Genomic DNA, 18,286 nt, shown 5'->3' with positions numbered 1-18,286 from the left:
TCATCCGGCTTGATCCATCGTCACCAACTCAAGGGTGGGCGACCCAAGGCATCCAGGCGCTCTGCATCTTCAAGGATCGCAGCAGTTGTGCGCGGCGAGATGGGCTGTGCGTTATCCAGTCCATAGGCATGCCGCGCAGCATCGGCGGCTAGAGCTTGACGCGTCCGCGGTGAGTACTCTTGCAGCCGTTGACGCGTGCTCTGGGCCAGCTCGGGCGCGATGACAGGCATCGCGGAAAAGATACCGCCGGGTGCGGGGTTGGCTAGAAATGCTGTCTCCAGGTCGCGCGCATTCGCATGGAGATCAGTTTGCGGATCCTCGATCTCGGCTCTGAATGCGGTTGTCCTGGCAAGCGCGTCGATTGCATCGCGCTTGTCGAAGCGTTCAATTACGTTGGTGGATGTTCCGTACGTTTCGGCCCAGTGCGAATCCCTTAGTAGAACGGCCGGACCGTCGCCCCACGAGTCGAGGACTACAGGTGATTCTTCCGCCTCTGCCGAGCTTGGTGGCTGGTACAGCGCATAGAGGTGGGTCTGCTCATAGTCGCGTACATTCATCATCTGCCCGCCATCCTCCATGCGAACCGCATGCCGACGTGCGTTAATCGCTGCATTGTGATCACAGTTGCCTGCCCCGGCAGCCAGCGCGCTGCCCGCCAGTAAATTTTCGTCATTTTCACCGAGACAGTAAGACAGGGAGCTGTAGGTGGCGCTCCGTCCGTTGCTAAGCCGCAGATCGTTATCGACATTGCCTCGTCCACGGTGCAAGGCGAGTCGTGTCTCGTGTACCGTCTCTGTCGCGTCGGCAAGGCGTTGACGGTCGCTCGCGTCTTCGATGGGTCTGCCGCTGAGTCGCATACCAAGCTGGTAGGCCGCCTGCTGAACTTCGTGCGGCTGTAGGGTTGGCTGCCGGAAGCGACCCCGTCTCGTTCCCGAAGAGCCGAGTGCCACCAAGCCATGCAGGCTGGGTGACATGGGCGCCTCGGGGGATGAAGGCGTAGAGGGCGTGGTCTGCTCTGCGGTGTGGGTTAAATAATGCTCAGGTGAACCCGCTACGGGTGAACCCACCACGCTCGGCTTTGAACTGCATAGCCCCATCTTGATCTCCTGCAGTGACTGTAGAAGCAAGTCTGGCGGGGAGCGCGCCGATTCGCTCCGCCTCACCGAAATCCTGGCTGGGACGACGAAGGCACTGACGCGGAGGATTCCCGAGCCTTCGCCAAGCGGCTGATCATTTGCCTGCCGGCATTGCACCGGCTGCGATGGCGTTTTCGAGTTCGCCAACGGAGTGCGCCAGCCGCAGCTGCGCCAGGAGTTGTTCCAACGTGCTCAGGCGCACCGTGGCCCGCAAGGTGTCCGCCTCGGCGTGTTCCCGGCGCTGGCGCTCTTCGACCAGTTCGGTCCGCGCCGCAGCCAGTTCGGCGCGCACGCCTTCCAGCGCATGGACATCTTGGGTCCAGCGCACCTGCAGGGCTTGGTGCTCGGCGGCCGCCAGGCGCAGCGCGTCGCGCTCGCGTTGCTGGGCGTCGGCCCGCTGGCGTGCCTGCGCCAGTTCCCGCTCCAGCCGGGTCTGGCGTTCCAGCCACTGGCCGTTTTCCCGGTTGAGCTGCATCAGGTCGTGGTTCTTGGCGGTCAATGCCTCGTTGGCCTGCCGTAGGGCGACCTGCAGTTCCTGCACCTGGTGCTCATGCCGGCGCTGTTCCTGCTCGCGCTGGTCCTTGACCGAGGTGCGGTAGTGCTCCAGGGCTTCCCTGGGGTTCAGCCGACATACGTATAAAAATAACTCGCAGAATCCGATTTCTTTTGTGAAAACATGAAGTTGCCGGATAAAACGGCGCTTCCATCGGCTCATCCACTACCTCGTCCCTTTCGAAGTTCGGCACGCTGCAACTGTCTTTCGGCGAGTGTGCGCGGCCGGTCGGTCACCGGGTGTGTAAAGGAACGCCGCCGCCCCATGTCCCGAGGTCTTGACCATGCGTGTCATGCCAGCAGGCGATCGGCTCGTGCTCGCTCTCGTGAAGCCGGGGGCATCCGACTATTACCCACCCTGCGGATTCTGTGAGTTATTTTTCACGTATGTCGGCTGAACCCCAGGAACGGCTGAACCCCAGGAAGGTACGACGGTCCACGGCGGTTCTCCATCGCATGGCGCGCGGCGATGCGATGCCGGACACAGGGCGGCCGTGGAACGTCGCGCCGCAGTGCGGGCAGCGGCAGCGCCCGCATCGATCCAGATACCTATGTCTCGTTTGCACACTTCTGCGTTGCGGCACATCGAAACGTCAACCGTCGTAGCAGAACCGAGCACGACCACTGGCGAGCGCAAACCGGTTCCCGCAGGCTGCGCGACTCGCGGCTCGTGCCACGCCGGGTCAAAGGCGGCACGCAGCCACTGTCATGCAGTACACCAGGGACATCCGATGAACCTCTCTCTTCGCACCATCGTGGCGATCGCCGTTGCCGCCTGCGTGCCGCCGTGCACGGCCGTGGCCGCCGACTGGTACATCGCGCCCACCGGCAACGACGGCAATCCCGGCACTCGCGCCGCCCCCTTTGCCAGCGTGATGGCTGCGCAGGCCGCCGCGTCCAGTGGCGATACCGTCTACCTGCGCGGCGGCACCTATCGCCTGACCAGCGCCAACATCAGCGTGGTGCGGCAGCCCTACGCCGTGGTCAACGAGATCACCAAGCCCGGCATCGCCTATGTCAACGTCGCCAACGAGCGGCCGGTGTTCGACTTCTCTGCGGTGACGCCCACCGGCCTGCGCGTGGCCGCATTCCGGGTGGCCAGCAACAACTGCGTCTTTCGCGGATTCGAGGTGGTGGGGGTGCGGATCACCATTGCAGACCGCCTGACCCAGTCCGAAGCATTCCGCGTTGACCGCGGCAACGGCAACCTGTTCGAGAATTTGGCGATCCACGACGGCCAGGCGATCGGCTGGTACCTGGTTTCCGGCAGCGACAACCGGGTACACAACGTCGATGCCTATAACAACCGCGGACTAAATGCCTTCTCCGATGGAAATATCGACGGTTTCGGCGTGCACCCGACGCTTGCGGGAAGCAGCGGAAACCTCATCGAAGGCAGCCGCGCATGGTTCAACAGCGACGATGGCTTCGACCTGATCAATGCCGCTGCTGCAGTCACCCTGCAACGCAACTGGTCGTTCTACAACGGGTACGACAGCGCATTCACCCCGCTGGGCAATGGCGCAGGCTTCAAGGCAGGCGGCTACGGCCGCAACGGAAGCGATTATCCCAAGCCGGTGCCGCGCCACATCGTGCGGTTCAATCTGGCAGTGGGCAATCGATCCAACGGCCTCTACGCCAATCACCACATCGGTGGGCAGGAGTGGATCAGCAACACATCGATCAAGAACGGCCGCGCCAACTACGACATGCAGTCCACCTTGAGCAACAACCTCACTGACGTGCCGGGATACGACCACCATCTGGCCAATAACCTGGGATTCGGAACGCGCATCGAAATGATCAACCTGGGGTCTGCGAGCGAGAACGATATCGGCCGCAATTCGTTCAATCTTCCCCTTGTCGTCAGTGCGGGCGATTTCGTCAGCCTCGACGAGCGCCAGCTCATGCGCCCGCGCCAGGCCAACGGCGACCTACCCATCATCACCTTCGCCACCCTGGCACCGGGCAGCGCGTTGATCGACGCCGGCGCCGATACCGGTGAGGCCTTCAACGGGCGTGCACCGGACCTGGGAGCATTCGAGGCGCGTTGATCCGGACGATGGCGCCAGCCGCCTGGCCGACGGTCAGCGCCATCCTGCCCGGCAGGATTGAGGGTCGGCAGGGATTGATGCAAAAAACAGCCAAATCTTGCCCAACCGCCTGATAATTGAGGAATTATCACTCCGGCTTCCGGCACTGCGCATGCCGTCTGGTTCGATGCGCCCATCGCCAGCGCCGCGCGACGCCTGACCGAGCTGGCCCGCGCGCATGCTGGACCGCGACCTCCACGACTGGCGGTTTAGCGCTGGTCTCGCGCCATTTTATGAATTGTGATCGAGGACGAAGTAACGCGTTGCCGCAGAAGTAGCACTTCTCTAACGCGGCGATTACTTCCGATTTGGTGCGCCGCAAATTTACTAAAATTTTACTGTAATTTAACTATTAAACCAGAAGAAAGACCATGAGAAAATTTAAATCGAAGTACATGCTTGGCGCCTGCATAGTTGGAAGCATCGTTAGCGCGGGTGCAGCGGCGCAGGTCGCTGCAATAAACAATACTGGCCGTGCCGAGGCTATGTCTGCATGGGAAACTACGCTCAAGCACGAGGCTCCGGCTATGGAGGGCTGCTTTAGCTCGACATTTCCGGACATGGGGTGGCAGGCGGTACGCTGTGGCGCACCGCCGAAGTTGGTCATGAAGCCACGACACGTTGCCAGCGGCAACGTTCGTACCACCACCGACAACCGTGTGCTCATCACCGGCAATGGCGATGACTACGCTGCACGCACGGGCAGGCTCACCCACTCAGCCGTCGGTTCGTTCCCGAGCGTAAGCGGCGTGACCACTGGGGTAGTCCAATACTCGCTGCAAATCAATACCGACAACGACAGCAACCCCGCCGCTTGCGCGCAGTTCGGTTTTTCTTCGTGCAAGACCTGGCAACAGTACGTCTACTCCAGCGACGCCGACGAAGACTCAAGTAATGGCTTTGACCCGGTCATCTTCATTGAAAGCTGGGTATATGCGGACAGTACCTAGGAATACGATGCGGCGGGTTGCCCGTCCGGCTGGGATGCTTACGAAGGCAACGCTTGCGTGATTAACAGCGAATCGGTGCGAGTGCCTCTGGTGCCAGTTTCGGGCATCGCTGGTGTCAAGCTGACCGGTTCTGCGACCTCGGGGGGCGTGGATACCGTGTCGTTTTCGGTGAACGGAAGGGCCTACAGCGTGAGTCAGCGCGCCTCTACGGTGGATATCAATAAGATCTGGCGCCTGACCGAATTCAACATCTTCGGCAACGGCGCCAGAACTCAGACGGTGTCGTTCAATCGCGGCTCGCACGTCACGGTAAACGTAGCCGTAAACGATGGTACGACAAATGCCCCGACTTGCCTGGGCAATGCCGGCCAGACGTTCGAGCAGAACAACCTGACGCGCGGTAGTTGCTCCGTCTTTGGTGGCGCTTCGCCCGGCATTAGCTTTCCTCAAAGCAACTGACTATTTGCGTCTGGGGAGGTTTCGTCCTTCCCAGACGTTACTTGTTCGCCAACGGGGCGCGGTGGCCGCAGCTGCGCCAGGAGCTGTTCCAGCGTGCTCAGACGTACCGTGGCCCGCAAGGTGTCCGCCTCGGCATGTTCCCGGCGCTGGCGCTCTTCGATCAGATCGGTCCGCACCGCAGCCAATTCGGCGCGCACGCCTTCCAGCGCTTGGACATCTTTGGTCCAGCGCGCCTGCAGGCCTTGGTGCTCGGCGGCCGCCAGGCGCAGCGCGTCGCGCTCGCGCTGCTGGGCGTCGGCCCGCTGGCGTGTCTGCGTCAGTTCCCGCTCTAGCCGGGTATGGCGTTCCAGCCACTGGCCGTTTTCCCGGTTGAGCTGCATCAGGTCGTGGTTCTTGGCGGTCAGCGCCTCGTTGGCCTGCCGTAGGGCAACCTGCAGTTCCTGTACCTGGTGCTCGTGCCGGCGTTGTTCCTGCTCACGCTGGTCCTTGACCGAGGTGCGGTAGTGCTCCAGGGCTTCCCTGGCGTGGTCGTGCTTCTGCTCCAGGGAGCGGGCGTGGCTTTGGTGCTCCGCCAGTCGCGCCGTGAGGCCCGCGATCCGCTCCTCCAACTGAGCCAGTTCGGTAGTGCGGCTGGCCACCTCGCTTCTGGCGGTGGCGCTCGCCTCGCATTCGGCCTGCAGTACGGTCTCGCAGCGCTGCAGCTGCGTCGTGAGTGAATCAGCCTCTTGCCGGGCCTGCTCCAGCGTTTGGGTGCGCTCCTGGAGCTGCGCCTGGAAGCGCGCCTGGGCCTGCGCCACGACCGTGTCGGCCTCGCCGTGCAACCGCTCGGCGAGGCGGGCGACGAGGTCTTGGAGTGCGTCGCTCACGGCCATCTTCGCGCCAACGCCTTGCCCTTCCTCCTCTTCCAACTCCCTCAGATAACGGTGAATGGTGGTCTTGGAACCGGTATTGCCGAGCGCCACCCGGACCGCATCGACAGACGGATTCTTGCCCGTTGCGCGCAGGCTATCGCGGGCACGCTGCACATCACTTTTGTACAGCCCAGACCGTGCCATCCGTCACTCCACGTATTTCGTAACGTATTACATACCATGTAATTACGTACCATTCAACACGTTAGATAAACCGGTGGCGGGTGTCGAGCTCACGCGGGATAATCTAAGATTATCCCGCCTTATGCTGGTTTTTCGGCTAAGCTCGCACCCGGACCGGTACACCCCCGGCCCATCTGGCAACTGAGAGGTGCCAATGATCAGCGTTGCGCAGTACCTGGAAGCCGCCACCCGCCCCAACACCGAACGCGCTTACGCCGCGGCGACCCGCCATTTCGAGGTCGAATGGGGCGGCCACCTGCCGGCCACCGCCGACAACGTGGCGCGCTACCTCGCCGCCTACGCTGGCCAGTTGGCGATCAACACACTCAAACACCGGTTGGCGGCGTTGGCGCAGTGGCACCGGGTGCACGGCTTTGCCGACCCGACCCGGGCACCGGTGGTGCGCCAAGTGCTCAAGGGCATCCAGACCTTGCATCCGAGTGTCGAAAAACGCGCCACGCCCCTGCAGCTCACTCAACTGGGCCAGGTCACGACATGGCTGGAAGACGCTGCGGCCGCAGCCCGGTCTCGCGGCGATCGTGCCTCGGAGCTGCGGCATCTGCGCGATCGTGCCTTTCTACTGCTGGGCTTCTGGCGCGGCTTCCGAGGCGATGAACTGGCCCGCCTACAGGTAGACCACCTGCGCCTCGTGCCAGGCGAAGGCATGACCTGCTTCCTGCCGCACAGCAAGGGTGATCGCCGACACGCCGGTACGACCTACAAGGTCCCTGCGCTGTCGCGATGGTGCCCGGTAGCATCGACTTCTAGCTGGATCGCTGCAGCCGCGTTGACCGATGGCCCGGTGTTCCGTGCGATCAACCAGTGGGGCGGTGTCGCCGACACTGCCTTGCACCCCAACAGCCTGGTGCCGCTGCTGCGGCGCATCTTCGGTGAGGCCGGCTTGGCGTCACCGAATACCTACAGTGGGCATTCGCTGCGGCGCGGCTTCGCCGGCTGGGCCAACGCCAACGGCTGGGACGTCAAGAGCTTGATGGAATACGTCGGCTGGCGCGACGTGCACTCGGCGATGCGTTACCTCGACGGCGGCGATGCGTTTGCGCGCGAACGCATCGAAGCGAGTCTGCCGCCGATCGTCGCGCCATTGCTGTCGTTGCCGACACAGGCCACCGCCGTCGAGCCGACCACGGTGCTCGAAGCCCAACTGACATTGACACCCCTTACCCCGCGTGGGCGCGGGGCGAAAAAAACGCACCGGCTGATCGAAACGCTGTGCCTACAGCCACACGGTGCGCAGCGACTAGAGCGTGACGGCAGCCGCTATCGTCTCACCGTTGCCGCTGCCGACGAGGCGGCACTGGAAGAAACCATCGCGATACTGCTCGACGATATGCACCGCATCGCCGACAACCACCACTGTTTCCTCGCCATCGCCCTGCATGATGCGGCGGGCCACCGCCACTGGGACTGACCCGGCCTATGACGACGTTGCACGAAACCGCCTATCCGCGTCTCAAGCCAGATCCTACCGCCAAAGAACTCCAGGATGTCTACACGCCGACCGAGGCCGAACGACGGCTTGTGTGGCGCATCGCCACCGGTCCGACTACACGCCTGGCCGTGCTGCTGCACCTGAAACTGTTCCAGCGCCTGGGTTATTTCAGCCTGATAAGCGAAGTGCCCGAACGTGTACTGCACCATGTGGCACGGGCAGCAGGCTTCAAGCGGTTGCCGCCACTGAACAAGCTCACGGCCTACGATGCCTCTGGTACCAAGCGCGGGCATCTTGCGCAACTACGCACCTTCCTCAACGTCCGCGCGCTCGATGCGGATGGTCGCACTTGGCTGGCCGGCGTGGCCAAAACTGCGGCGCAGACCAAGCACATCGTGCCGGACATCGTGAACGTGATGCTCGAAGAACTGGTGCATCACCGTTACGAGCTACCGGCCTTCAGTACGCTTGAACGCATCGCCATCGCTGCCCGCGAACAGGTTCACGATGCGTATTACGCGCAGATCGCGACCGCTCTGTCGCTGGCGATGCGCGAACTGATTGATGGCCTGTTGCGCACGCCACCAGGTGCCAGCCACAGCGGCTGGCAGGCGCTCAAGCGCGAACCCAAGCGCCCGACCAACAAGGAGGTACGTTACTACCTGCAGCACATCCAGCGACTGCGCACACTGGCCGAGCAGTTGCCGGCGATCGACGTGCCGGTGCCCAAACTCAAGCAGTTTCGGGCAATGGCCCGTGCCCTGGATGCCGGCGAGCTGGCCGAACTGACGCCGGTCAAGCGCTACGCGCTCGCTGCAATCTTTATCCGCTCCCAGTATCGCAAGACCCTCGATGATGCCGCCGACTTGTTCATCCGCCTTCTCCAGAATCTGGAAAATACTGCGCAACAGAAGCTGGTCGCCTACCAGCTTGAACACAGCAAGCGTGCCGACGTTTTGATCGGCCAACTCAAGGAGATCCTGCAGGCTTATCAGATCGAAGGCACCGACAGCCAGCGTGTGGATGCTATCGAGGGTGTCCTGGTCGCCGATATCGGGTTGCTGCTGGCCGAGTGCGAAGAACACATGGCCTACGCCGGTCGTAATTACTTGCCGTTTTTGCTGGCACCGTATGGCACCTTGCGACCGCTGTTGCTCAACTGTCTAGAGATCATGGGCCTGCGCGCCGCCAGCCAGGACCCCAGCATGGAGCGGATGATCGCGGCGGTGCTCGCGCTGCGCCATCAGCGCCGCGAATCGGTCGAAATCGCCAGCCTGTGGCTTGACCCCATCCGCGACCTGACGTGGTTGTCGGCGGCCTGGCGCAGGCACGTCTTCCCGAAAGCACTGGCCGCCGCCGGGCCGGGCTGGATGCACCGCAAGTATTTCGAACTGGCGGTGCTGGCACAAGTCAAGGACGAACTCAAATCCGGCGATCTCTTCATTCCGCACGGCGAACGCTACGACGACTACCGCGAGCAACTGGTCGATGAAGCGACGTTCGCACGCGAACTCGACGCCTACGGCGAAGTGTCTGCCATCCCGACCGAGGCGACCGCGTTTGTACAAGGCCTGCGAGCCAAGCTGATTACACTGGCCGACGCCGTCGATGGGCGCTTTCCGGACAACCTGCACACCAGCATGGTCGATGACCGCCTGGTGCTCAAGCGTCTGCAACGCACCGAGGTGACCCAAGCGATCGCCGCAGTCGACGCACTCATCACCGAGCGTCTGACACCCACCAGCATCGTCGATGTGCTGGTCGACACCACCCGCTGGCTTGAGCTGCACGTGCACTTCCGACCGATCGCCGGCACCGATGCCCGCGTCGACGAACTGCTACGCCGCGTGATCACCACGCTGTTCTGCTACGGTTGCAATCTCGGTCCAACGCAGACGGCGCGCTCGGTCAAGGGATTCAGCCGCCGCCAGATTTCCTGGCTCAATCTGAAGTACGTCACCGAAGACACGCTCGACAAGGCGACGGTCGATGTCATCAATCTGTACAACAAGTTCGAGCTGCCCGGCTACTGGGGCAGCGGCAAGAGCGCGTCGGCCGACGGCACCAAGTGGAGCGTGTACGAACAGAACCTGTTGTCTGAGTACCACATCCGCTATGGCGGCTACGGCGGCATTGGCTACTACCACGTGTCCGACAAGTACATTGCCTTGTTCAGCCATTTCATCCCGTGCGGCGTGCACGAGGCGATCTACATCCTCGATGGGCTGCTCGCCAACAAGTCCGACATCCAGCCCGACACGGTGCACGGCGACACTCAGGCCCAGAGCTTTCCAGTATTTGGCTTGGCGCACCTGCTTGGTATCAACCTCATGCCGCGTATTCGCAACATCAAAGACTTGGTGTTCTCCCGGCCCGAGCCGGGACGGACCTATCAGCACATCCAGGCGCTATTCGGCGACAGCATCGACTGGCCGCTGATCGAAACCCACTTCCTCGACATGCTGCGGGTCGCCATCTCGATCAAACTCGGCAAGATAACCGCCTCTACGATCCTGCGCCGGCTCGGCACTTACAGCCGTAAGAACAAGCTTTACTGGTCATTCCGTGAACTCGGCAAGGTAGTGCGCACGCTGTTCCTGCTGCACTACATCGACGATGTCGAAGTGCGCAAGACTATCCACGCGGCGACCAACAAGAGCGAGGAATTCAACGGCTTCGTCAAATGGGCCTTCTTCGGCGGGGAAGGGATCATCGCCGAAAACATCCAGCACGAGCAGCGCAAGATCGTGCGCTACAACCAACTCGTGGCAAATCTGATCATTCTTCATAACGTAGAGCAGATGACCCGCGTTCTGGCCGAACTGCGGGACGAAGGCCGAACAATTAGCCCGGAGATTCTGGCAGGCCTGTCGCCATACAGGACATCGCACATCAACCGGTTCGGTGACTACACACTGGATCTCAATCGGGAGATCGCACCGATCGATTTTTCGCGAATAATTCTTGCAGAAACAATGGGTTAGGAAAAAATCGGCTGTTTTTTACACGAATCCCTGCCAACCCTCGGATCGGCCCAGGCATTAATGCAGTATTCCAGAAGAAAAAAGGCCCTTCACTCATTGAGTAAGGGCCTTTCTTTTTAGAATGGATTCAGAGCTATTTATCCACGCTTGAACAGGCGTTCGTGCATCCACCCATCGTTAGTCAGGATGACTGCCGCCTTGGCCTGTACATCTCCCTGAGTCTGCTCCGCAAAATTCTTGTAATTGGCACGCATGACTTCCGATTTGGCCCAGTCATCTGCACCGTCCACCTTGTAGCGGAAGTTCACCTGCGACAGCTTTACGCCCATCATGTCGCTGGGTTCGGTGAAGTTGTCCACTTCCACGACGGTGTACTTGCCGGTGCAGAAGGCATCTTGTGCAGCCAGCGTGTTTGCACCGTTGGCGACGAGAAATTTTTTGCCGGTATCAGTAATTTGGTATTCGGTGGCCGGCTCCATCTTGTTGCCGAACATGGCTTTGACTTCGGTGTCTCGCTTAGTCAGCAGCCCCGCATCGACCAGCGCATCGGCGCGCTTCTTGTTCTGGCCGCCCAGCATATCTTGGTTCGCCAGGGTGAACGGCAAGCCCTTTGCAGGAATCGCAGCGCACAGGCCCTTCTGAGTGTCCAGGTACGCCTGGATGGCCTTGCTGAAGTTACTCTTGTTAGCGTCTTTGGCGCTGCCGCACGCGGCAAGCGTAAGGGCAAGACTGCTAATGGCGACGATCTTGATGGCGGTATGCAAAACGAGCTTCCTCTGTAGGTTAAGACAAGCGGTTATTCATTTTGGCAACGCGATTAGGCGATGCGCGGTTCTCGGCATGGCGGGTAGCTTCTAGTCGGTTTGTAGAAGCGGACGGAGCGGTCCGAGGGTGCGGTGAAGCGTCTGTACCAACTGTTTCGCTCGAACGTGGGTGTTGCGCTTGAGCATCTGCATAGTAGCCATGAGTAATCAAGAATGAGGCTCACGCCGCATCACTTTACCGAAAATTTAACTGACCACAACTTTAGAAAAATCCCCCGACACGGTGCGGGACCACACCACGTTCCAACTATTAGAGGGGCGTTTTGAATCCGAGCATCTTGCGCGGACGATTGTAGAGCCGCTGCTCAATCGACCGCAGGTGCGCATTGGTGATGGTGCTGAAATCGGTCTGTCGTGGCAAGTACTGGCGGGTCAACCCGTTGGCATTTTCGTTGCTTCCTCGCTGCTATGCGCAGTACGGATCTGCAAAATAGAAATCGCTCTGCAAGCAGGCAGCAATGAGCCGATGATCAGCGAAGCGTGCTGGTTGCGGCGCAGTTCGCGGCTGATCGTGCTGGGCGCACGCGCCACTGCGCCGGCGATGGCCCGCATCGACATACAAATTTCATATAACGCATGCAGACGGTATCGTTCTGCCAGATCCAGGCGGCGGGATGACATGGGCAACTCCACTTGGCGGTGAAGTCGTTCAGGTCTGGTCGCCTGCACCACTTCACAACCGTTGGTGTTGCGATCCACAGTTGGAGCCGCCAATTTTATTAATATTTTTCTGATTATGTCATCTCTACCGCTGTAACTGATGTGGCAGACGTTGGTCGCCGTGGACAAAGGGAGGCGCTCGGTTACCGATTCATTGCTGCTCCACACATGAGGCCCGGCCATGCTGCCCCCATGCCTGCTGACGTTGTCAGCAACATGCCAGGCAACCATCGGTCTTCGAGGTTGCGGCGCAGTTCCCACTGCGTGACCGAGCCAGTTCGCACCGCATCCATCTGCGAGCGACCACCGGCCTGTTCGGTGGCGGATGCTTTCGCCTTATCAACCCATCGCGGGGTTACGCACCCTTCCCCGCTTGCGTGGCTTGGTGTGCCTCCGCTTTTCCCAATGGAGATCACCATGAACACCACGTCCAACGAGAAATCGTATTTCGATCTGCACACCTCGGGCATCGGCTATCTGCAACGTGCTCGTGAAGTACCCGTCAGGGGCGGCCGCCGTGCGCAGCCTTTCCTGGCATGCACCATCGCCGCGCTGGTCGGCCCCGCCAGGGACCCAAGCTACCGCTACTTCGATGTCAAGGTCTCGGGTGCCGAGGCCAAGAAGCTCGTTCAGCGCTACATCGGCGTTGACGATCCCAAGCAGCGCCCGCTGGTGCGCTTCCGCCTCGGCGACCTATGGGGCGATGCGTACATCCGCGACAAGGGCAAGCACCAGGGCAAGGCCGCAGCGTCCCTCAAGGCGCGACTGCTCAAGGCCGAGCTGATTGAACGGGACGAATTGGCTTCGATCAAACAGCACGAGCTGATCACCCGCGGCATCGGCTACCTCAACCGTCCGAAGGACGTCACCCCCAAGGATGGCGATCCGTTCCTGTCGTGCTCCATCGCCGCGCTGGCCGGACCTGTCGATGAACCGGAGTATCGGTACTTCGACACGATCGTCTCCACCCCTGAAGCCGAGCATCTGGTTCGCCGATGCGTGCAGGCCATCGAAGGGGATCGCAAGGTGCTGATCGCCTTCCGTCTCAACGACATGAAGATCGATCCGTACATCCGCACCAAGGGCGAGCACGCTGGGGAACCTGCCGCGAGCCTTGAATCGACGTTAGTTCACATCGGGCTGATCAAGATCGACGGCACCCAGGTCTATCCGACGAGCCAGACGCAAGCCAAGGCGCCGCCGGCGGAGGACGCATCCGCGCCCAAAGCCGACAACGTCATCGACACGGCCGCCGACACCGTTTCCGACCAGCCTATCGAGTCCGCCGAGCGCGAGTCCGAAGGTGCAGTCGAGGAGCAGGAGCCTGCATTGGTTGCTTCGTTCTGATCCGGCTTGGCCCCTCACGGGGCCTTGCCGCTTTTTCCTAGTTTCTCAAAGGAGAGCCATCATGACAGTCACATCGGTGCCCGATAGATCGGTATCGCCCATCGTCGTCCCAGGCCAGCTCACACTGCGCATCATCCGCGGTAAAAACGGCCCGTTCCCGGTCGGTCGCCTCTCCACACACCTTGGTGTGTTCGAGGTCAAGGACCCTGAACTAGAGCAGTACCCCGAAGGCAAATACGACGGGGAGTTCGTCATCAGGTACATTTTCCCGAAGTCCTACCCGGTCGGCGGCGGCATGCGATTTGAGATCCGCGCCAGCCTCGACGGAATGACGCTCAACGGCATCGACAAACTGAGCTGTGACGAAGCACGCAGCTTCGCCACCCATGACGTCGATCCCCTCGATGAGGAACTGGGCACGCAGCCGGTGGCAACCCCGGCCAGAGCATCCCGGCCCGCCAAACCTGCCCCCGTGCAGGCATCGGCAGACCCGCTGGTCGATACCACGCCGTTCGGTGTGGATGCGCAGCCGCTCGATACGTCTGCCGCCCCAGGCAGCACCGAAGATCCGGACGCCACGCTTTTCGGCGGGCTGTGGCCGCTGGGCGAATCTGTGAAGCTTGATTCGACCATCGACCGCCGCGCCCTGCGCGCGCAGATCGCCCGCCTTGGCGAGCTGGGTTTCGCGCTGGACTTCAAGACGCAAGAGTGGAGCCGACAGGCCGAGCTGCAACCTGCGTGATCACAAGCACCGCATCCGTGGTGTCCTTCATCCACCCGTCGGGGGTTACTTCCCCATGCGGGAGGCTCCCGGTTTTTTTCCTGGAGGTCTCATGTCCATTATCACTTGCGATACACCCCGTTGCGCGCTGGATGAATCCGCGTGGCGGGCTCTCTGCGAGACGGCAGCCGCACAAGCCATGAAAGGTTGCGGTCTGTCTCACGACTACTACGTTGAACGCTTCAGTTCGGCAATCGACACGCAACTTGGTCGATTGCCCGAATCACAGCGCGCACAGGCCTTGCAGATTGCTCAGAAATGGGACTACGCAACACCTGCCGCTCGGCAGGAAGCCCAGGACTGGAATGCTGAAAACGGCTACTGCTCGCATGGCATCGAACTGGGTTACTGCCCGGCCGGTTGCGATTCGTACTGAGAACTAGCACTGAGTTTCACAGCCGCACACTCGGCAGTTCGAGCCGGACTGAGCGACTTTCTTCCACCCCGTGGGGCAGTACCTGCCCCACGGGCGGTGCTGTTCCCGCTCATCCGAGGACACCACCATGTTTATAAACACTTCTTCCACCACGCTGTACCGCATTGACGAATGCCCGGACGTGATGGCCGACGCTTGCGTCGGCGATGACCAAGGCAACCTGATCTTCCTGTCGATCTGGGCGCGAGACACCGCCGTCCAGCAGTTCCTCGCTCGCCTGACCCTCGGGCGCGATGAGCAGGGACTAGACCAGTTCCACGTCATCACTGACCAGGGCGGCAGCGTCCCGATGTTCATCGGCAACGTCGATCGCCTGGAAAAGCGCGTCACGCGCGCCTATCGGCGAACGCGGTTCGGCTCTCTCTCCAACGTGTGGCTGTTCGACCGGCGCTGCGTCAAGCCCGACAAAGCCAACGCCAGCGCGCTGGCATTGCTGCCACGCGACAGCGCCCACCGGCTCGACCGCCTGTGGATGCTAGTGCGGGACACCTGCCCGTTGCCGCTGCTCGATCACTGGCGCGAGACCGTGCTGGAACTGCTGCAAACCCGCGAGATGCTGGCCCGCCTTCCGTTCGCCCTCGGGCCGCTGGAAGGCCATCGGCTCGCCATCGACGTGCCGACGCTGACTCTGGCGCTGTGCTCCCTGATCCGCAGTGATGTGCTCACCGCCTATGCCCATCCGGCCAAGATTTCTACGCCGGAAGCGGTAGCTGCTTGACCCACCCGTGGAGCACGCCTTGGCGTGGTTCCGTTATTCATCCCCGCCAACCAGGAGATTTCCATGGCCCTCATGTTCCCGCGGCTAGCCCGCAATTTCGTGAAAACCGGGTACTTCCCCACGGATGAACCCACGCTCGAAAGAGCCCTCAACGCACTGATGCCCAGCGATGGTCCGATGTGCATCCTCGATCCCTGCGCAGGCGAAGGCGTGGCGATCGCCGAAGCCGCCCATGCTCTCGGGCGCGAGCAGGCCAAGGCGTTCGCTGTCGAGTTCGACGCGGAGCGGGCGCACCATGCCCGCGGCCTGGTCGATCACTGCCTGCACGCGGACCTGATGGACACGATGATTTCCAAGCAGTCCTTCGGGCTGCTCTGGCTCAACCCTCCGTATGGCGACTTGTCCAAGGACGTCAACGGCAACATCGGTTACCAGGGCCAGGGCCGCGCCCGTCTCGAAAAGCTGTTCTATCAGCGAACCTTGTCGCTGGTGCAGTACGGCGGTGTGCTGGTCTTCATCGTTCCGAGCTACGTGCTCGACGCGGAGCTGGTCGGCTGGCTGACGCGTCACTACACGGATCTTCGGATCTACCGAGCAGTGGAGACGCAGTTCAAGCAGGTGGTGATCTTCGGCCGCAGGATGCGCCAGCGCGAGCAGGCGCCGGATGGCGTCAAGGACATGCGTAATCTGCTGCTGCAGGTTGGGCTTGGCGAAGTCGAAGCCGAGGAGCTGCCAAGCGAATGGCCGTTTCTGCCTTACATCGTCCCCGCCAGTCCGGCCGAGCCGGAGCATTTTTTCCGCGTGACGATGGAGCCGGAGCAGTTCGCCGATGAGGTTGGTCGGCTCCAAGGCCTCTGGCCGTCGCTGGACACGCACCTGGGGGCCGCGCAGCAGTTGCTGCGTCCACCGGCGCGTGCTCTTTCCCACTGGCATCTCGCTCTGGCCCTGGCCGCGGGCGCGATATCCGGCGTGGTGCGTTCCAAGACAGGGCGCCTGCTCGTCGTCAAAGGTGACACCCACAAGGAAAAGACGCTCCAGAGGGAATTCACCGAACGCGACGACGGCTCCATCGCCGAAACCCGGATCCTCACCGACAAGTTCGTCCCCGTCATCCGCGCATGGGATATGACGCCTGGCTCCCCGACACGGGGCGAGGTGTTGACCATTCGCTAATCCCCGGACGCCTGACGTCCCGCTGCACTTCATCAAAGGAGAAACACCATGCTCTCACGTCTGTTCCAGCGGCGTGCGCCGCAAAAGCAACCGTTGTTCGCACCGGCCTCCTTGCAGTTGAGCGAGAAGGTGCATTGGCTGGCCCGCAGAGGCCTCATCGATCCCTTGGCTTATGTGCAGCGCCATGTGCGCGGCGATTGGGGAGAGATCGACGAGGCGACCCGCCAAGCCAACGATGTCGCACTCCAACAGGACAACCTGATGATCTCCTCCTACCGGATCACGCCGGAACTGGTGCTGATCGTCAAGACCAGCGAAGACCACCAGACCACGGTGGTCCAGCTTTCCGAAGAGCGCGACATGATCTGAAGGCAGTACATCGTCATCCCGTCCACCTGACGGAGCCACTTCACTCCGCCAGGGGGTCGTGGTTCAAAGTTTCTTCAAGGAGGAGCCCATGGCATCACATCGAATCGAAACGTACTGCCGGGAGCTGCTGTTTACCCCCGGCGCACTCGTCCTCAGCGTAGACATCGACCGCTTGGTTCGCGCGGGCTGCCTGGATCCGCTTCCGTACTTTCGTCGCCACGTCCGTGGCGACTGGGGTGATGTTACCGAGGAGCAATGGCACGCCAACGGCATCGCACTGCAATCGGGCGCATTGCTGGAATCGCGCTACTTGGTCAGCCCTGATCTGAGCATTCGCATCGTCACCGATGAGAAACGCCATTTCACCCTCATCGTGCTGCCGTCCGAGGACTGAGCACGTTTCCCCCGCAGGCCGCCAGCGCCTGCGTTTTCCATCAACAGTCGGCCGTGTGCCGATTGAGATTGATCTTCCCACCCGGGGCATGCCATTGCCCCGCTGGGGGTGGTGCATGCCCCATTTTTCTGTGGAGCATCACCATGTCCCTCGATCTTGAATCTACTGCTGCACAAGCCACGCCCGTGCAGAGCGAACTGCTCGACGCGGAATCTTCCCCTTTGACCCTGAGCCTTCAGGATTTCGTTGGTGAGTTCGGCGACGAACTGCTCGACTCCCTCAATCGCGCCAACCCGCCGGTCTATACGGGTCAGCCGCAAACGCGCCGTCAGCTTATCGTCGCCAGCCTCAAGCGCAAACTGTTTGAGGCCCAGGCGGAAGTCGTCCATGCCGCCGCCGAGTTGCTGATCGACCGTGGCGAACGCGCCGCGATCGTCAACGGCGAGATGGGTTGCGGCAAGACGACCGTCGGCATCGCCACGGCCGCCGTACTCAACGCCGAGGGCTACCGCCGCACCCTGGTTCTTTCGCCACCGCATCTGGTTTACAAGTGGCGGCGCGAGATTCAGGAGACAGTGGCCGGCGCCAAGGTCTGGGTACTCAACGGCCCCGACACGCTGGTCAAACTCATCAAACTGCGCGAGCAGTTGGGTGTGCAGCCCACGGGCCAGGAGTTCTTCGTCCTTGGGCGTGTGCGGATGCGGATGGGCTTCCACTGGCGGCCCGTCTTCACCCGGCGGCGCACCCGCCACGGCGACGTGGCAGCCTGCCCGGACTGCGGCCATATCATCACAGACCTCGACGGCGAGCCGGTCAATCCGATCGAACTCGACGCCGAGGAGTACCGCAGGAAGTGCAGCCATTGC

The 18,286-nt window shown here is 61.6% G+C and carries 14 protein-coding genes and 3 pseudogenes; 12 read left to right on the top strand and 5 right to left on the bottom strand.

Going from position 1 to position 18,286, the window contains the following annotated elements; genetic code table 11:
- Positions 1-20: 20 nt before the first annotated feature.
- Both xopE and LN450_RS10645 read right to left on the bottom strand, forming a co-directional pair.
- Positions 21-1,097 (bottom strand): XopE/AvrPphe family type III secretion system effector, encoded by a 1,077-nt coding sequence (gene xopE, locus LN450_RS10650; RefSeq protein ID WP_011347479.1) that lies wholly within the window; start codon positions 1,095-1,097, stop codon positions 21-23.
- Between the two features lie 133 nt (positions 1,098-1,230).
- Positions 1,231-1,752 (bottom strand): annotated as a pseudogene (locus tag LN450_RS10645) (integrase); the annotation flags it as partial.
- A gap of 667 nt (positions 1,753-2,419) precedes the next feature.
- On the opposite strand from LN450_RS10645, the gene LN450_RS10640 reads away from it, so the two are divergent.
- Both LN450_RS10640 and LN450_RS10635 read left to right on the top strand, forming a co-directional pair.
- Complete coding sequence (locus LN450_RS10640) at positions 2,420-3,742, top strand: right-handed parallel beta-helix repeat-containing protein (RefSeq protein ID WP_011347477.1); 1,323 nt, start codon at positions 2,420-2,422, stop codon at positions 3,740-3,742.
- Positions 3,743-4,152: 410 nt separating this feature from the next.
- A pseudogene (locus LN450_RS10635) lies at positions 4,153-5,190 on the top strand (hypothetical protein).
- Here LN450_RS10635 and LN450_RS10630 read toward each other — a convergent pair.
- Positions 5,178-6,245, bottom strand: coding sequence for a DNA-binding protein (locus LN450_RS10630; protein WP_011345701.1), 1,068 nt, complete (start codon positions 6,243-6,245; stop codon positions 5,178-5,180). The pseudogene LN450_RS10635 and the gene LN450_RS10630 overlap by 13 nt on opposite strands.
- A 193-nt stretch (positions 6,246-6,438) precedes the next feature.
- Here LN450_RS10630 and LN450_RS10625 point away from each other — a divergent pair, with 193 nt between their 5' ends.
- The gene (locus tag LN450_RS10625) at positions 6,439-7,713 is read left to right on the top strand and encodes a site-specific integrase (RefSeq protein ID WP_011347474.1); all 1,275 of its coding nucleotides are present in this window, start codon (positions 6,439-6,441) and stop codon (positions 7,711-7,713) included.
- An 8-nt stretch (positions 7,714-7,721) separates the two neighbouring features.
- Positions 7,722-10,718, top strand: coding sequence for a Tn3 family transposase (locus LN450_RS10620; RefSeq protein WP_011347473.1), 2,997 nt, complete (start codon positions 7,722-7,724; stop codon positions 10,716-10,718).
- 137 nt (positions 10,719-10,855) lie between these two features.
- Here the strand turns inward: LN450_RS10620 and LN450_RS10615 are convergent, their stop codons facing one another.
- Together LN450_RS10615 and LN450_RS10610 are read right to left on the bottom strand one after the other, a co-directional pair.
- Complete coding sequence (locus tag LN450_RS10615; RefSeq protein ID WP_011347472.1) at positions 10,856-11,482, bottom strand: hypothetical protein; 627 nt, start codon at positions 11,480-11,482, stop codon at positions 10,856-10,858.
- 310 nt (positions 11,483-11,792) lie between these two features.
- Positions 11,793-12,023: pseudogene (locus tag LN450_RS10610) on the bottom strand (IS30 family transposase); the annotation flags it as partial.
- Positions 12,024-12,619: 596 nt separating this feature from the next.
- Here LN450_RS10610 and LN450_RS10600 point away from each other — a divergent pair.
- The 8 genes from LN450_RS10600 to LN450_RS10565 form a co-directional block, all read left to right on the top strand.
- Complete coding sequence (locus LN450_RS10600; protein WP_011347471.1) at positions 12,620-13,549, top strand: DUF3577 domain-containing protein; 930 nt, start codon at positions 12,620-12,622, stop codon at positions 13,547-13,549.
- 61 nt (positions 13,550-13,610) lie between these two features.
- A complete protein-coding gene (locus LN450_RS10595) occupies positions 13,611-14,291 on the top strand; it encodes a DUF3275 family protein (RefSeq protein ID WP_011347470.1) in 681 nt (226 codons plus the stop codon).
- A gap of 91 nt (positions 14,292-14,382) precedes the next feature.
- Positions 14,383-14,706, top strand: a complete 324-nt coding sequence (locus LN450_RS10590) for a hypothetical protein (protein WP_011347469.1) — start codon at positions 14,383-14,385, stop codon at positions 14,704-14,706.
- Between the two features lie 127 nt (positions 14,707-14,833).
- Positions 14,834-15,484: a hypothetical protein gene (locus LN450_RS10585; protein ID WP_011347468.1), complete on the top strand. Its 651-nt coding sequence runs from the start codon at positions 14,834-14,836 to the stop codon at positions 15,482-15,484.
- Positions 15,485-15,541: 57 nt separating this feature from the next.
- The gene (locus LN450_RS10580) at positions 15,542-16,657 is read left to right on the top strand and encodes a DUF6094 domain-containing protein (protein ID WP_375341114.1); all 1,116 of its coding nucleotides are present in this window, start codon (positions 15,542-15,544) and stop codon (positions 16,655-16,657) included.
- Between the two features lie 48 nt (positions 16,658-16,705).
- On the top strand, positions 16,706-17,026 hold the full coding sequence (locus tag LN450_RS10575) for a hypothetical protein (protein WP_011347466.1): 321 nt from the start codon (positions 16,706-16,708) through the stop codon (positions 17,024-17,026).
- Between the two features lie 88 nt (positions 17,027-17,114).
- Positions 17,115-17,420, top strand: a complete 306-nt coding sequence (locus tag LN450_RS10570; RefSeq protein WP_011347465.1) for a hypothetical protein — start codon at positions 17,115-17,117, stop codon at positions 17,418-17,420.
- Between the two features lie 143 nt (positions 17,421-17,563).
- Positions 17,564-18,286, top strand: a 723-nt coding sequence (locus tag LN450_RS10565; RefSeq protein WP_228885024.1) for a DEAD/DEAH box helicase family protein, incomplete at its 3' end; no start/stop codon positions are given.

The sequence above is a fragment of the Xanthomonas euvesicatoria pv. euvesicatoria genome, from assembly GCF_020880415.1.
Lineage (GTDB): Bacteria > Pseudomonadota > Gammaproteobacteria > Xanthomonadales > Xanthomonadaceae > Xanthomonas > Xanthomonas euvesicatoria.
The sequence above is the reverse complement of the archived record's forward strand: the minus strand, read 5'-3'. Positions and strand labels throughout refer to the sequence as shown.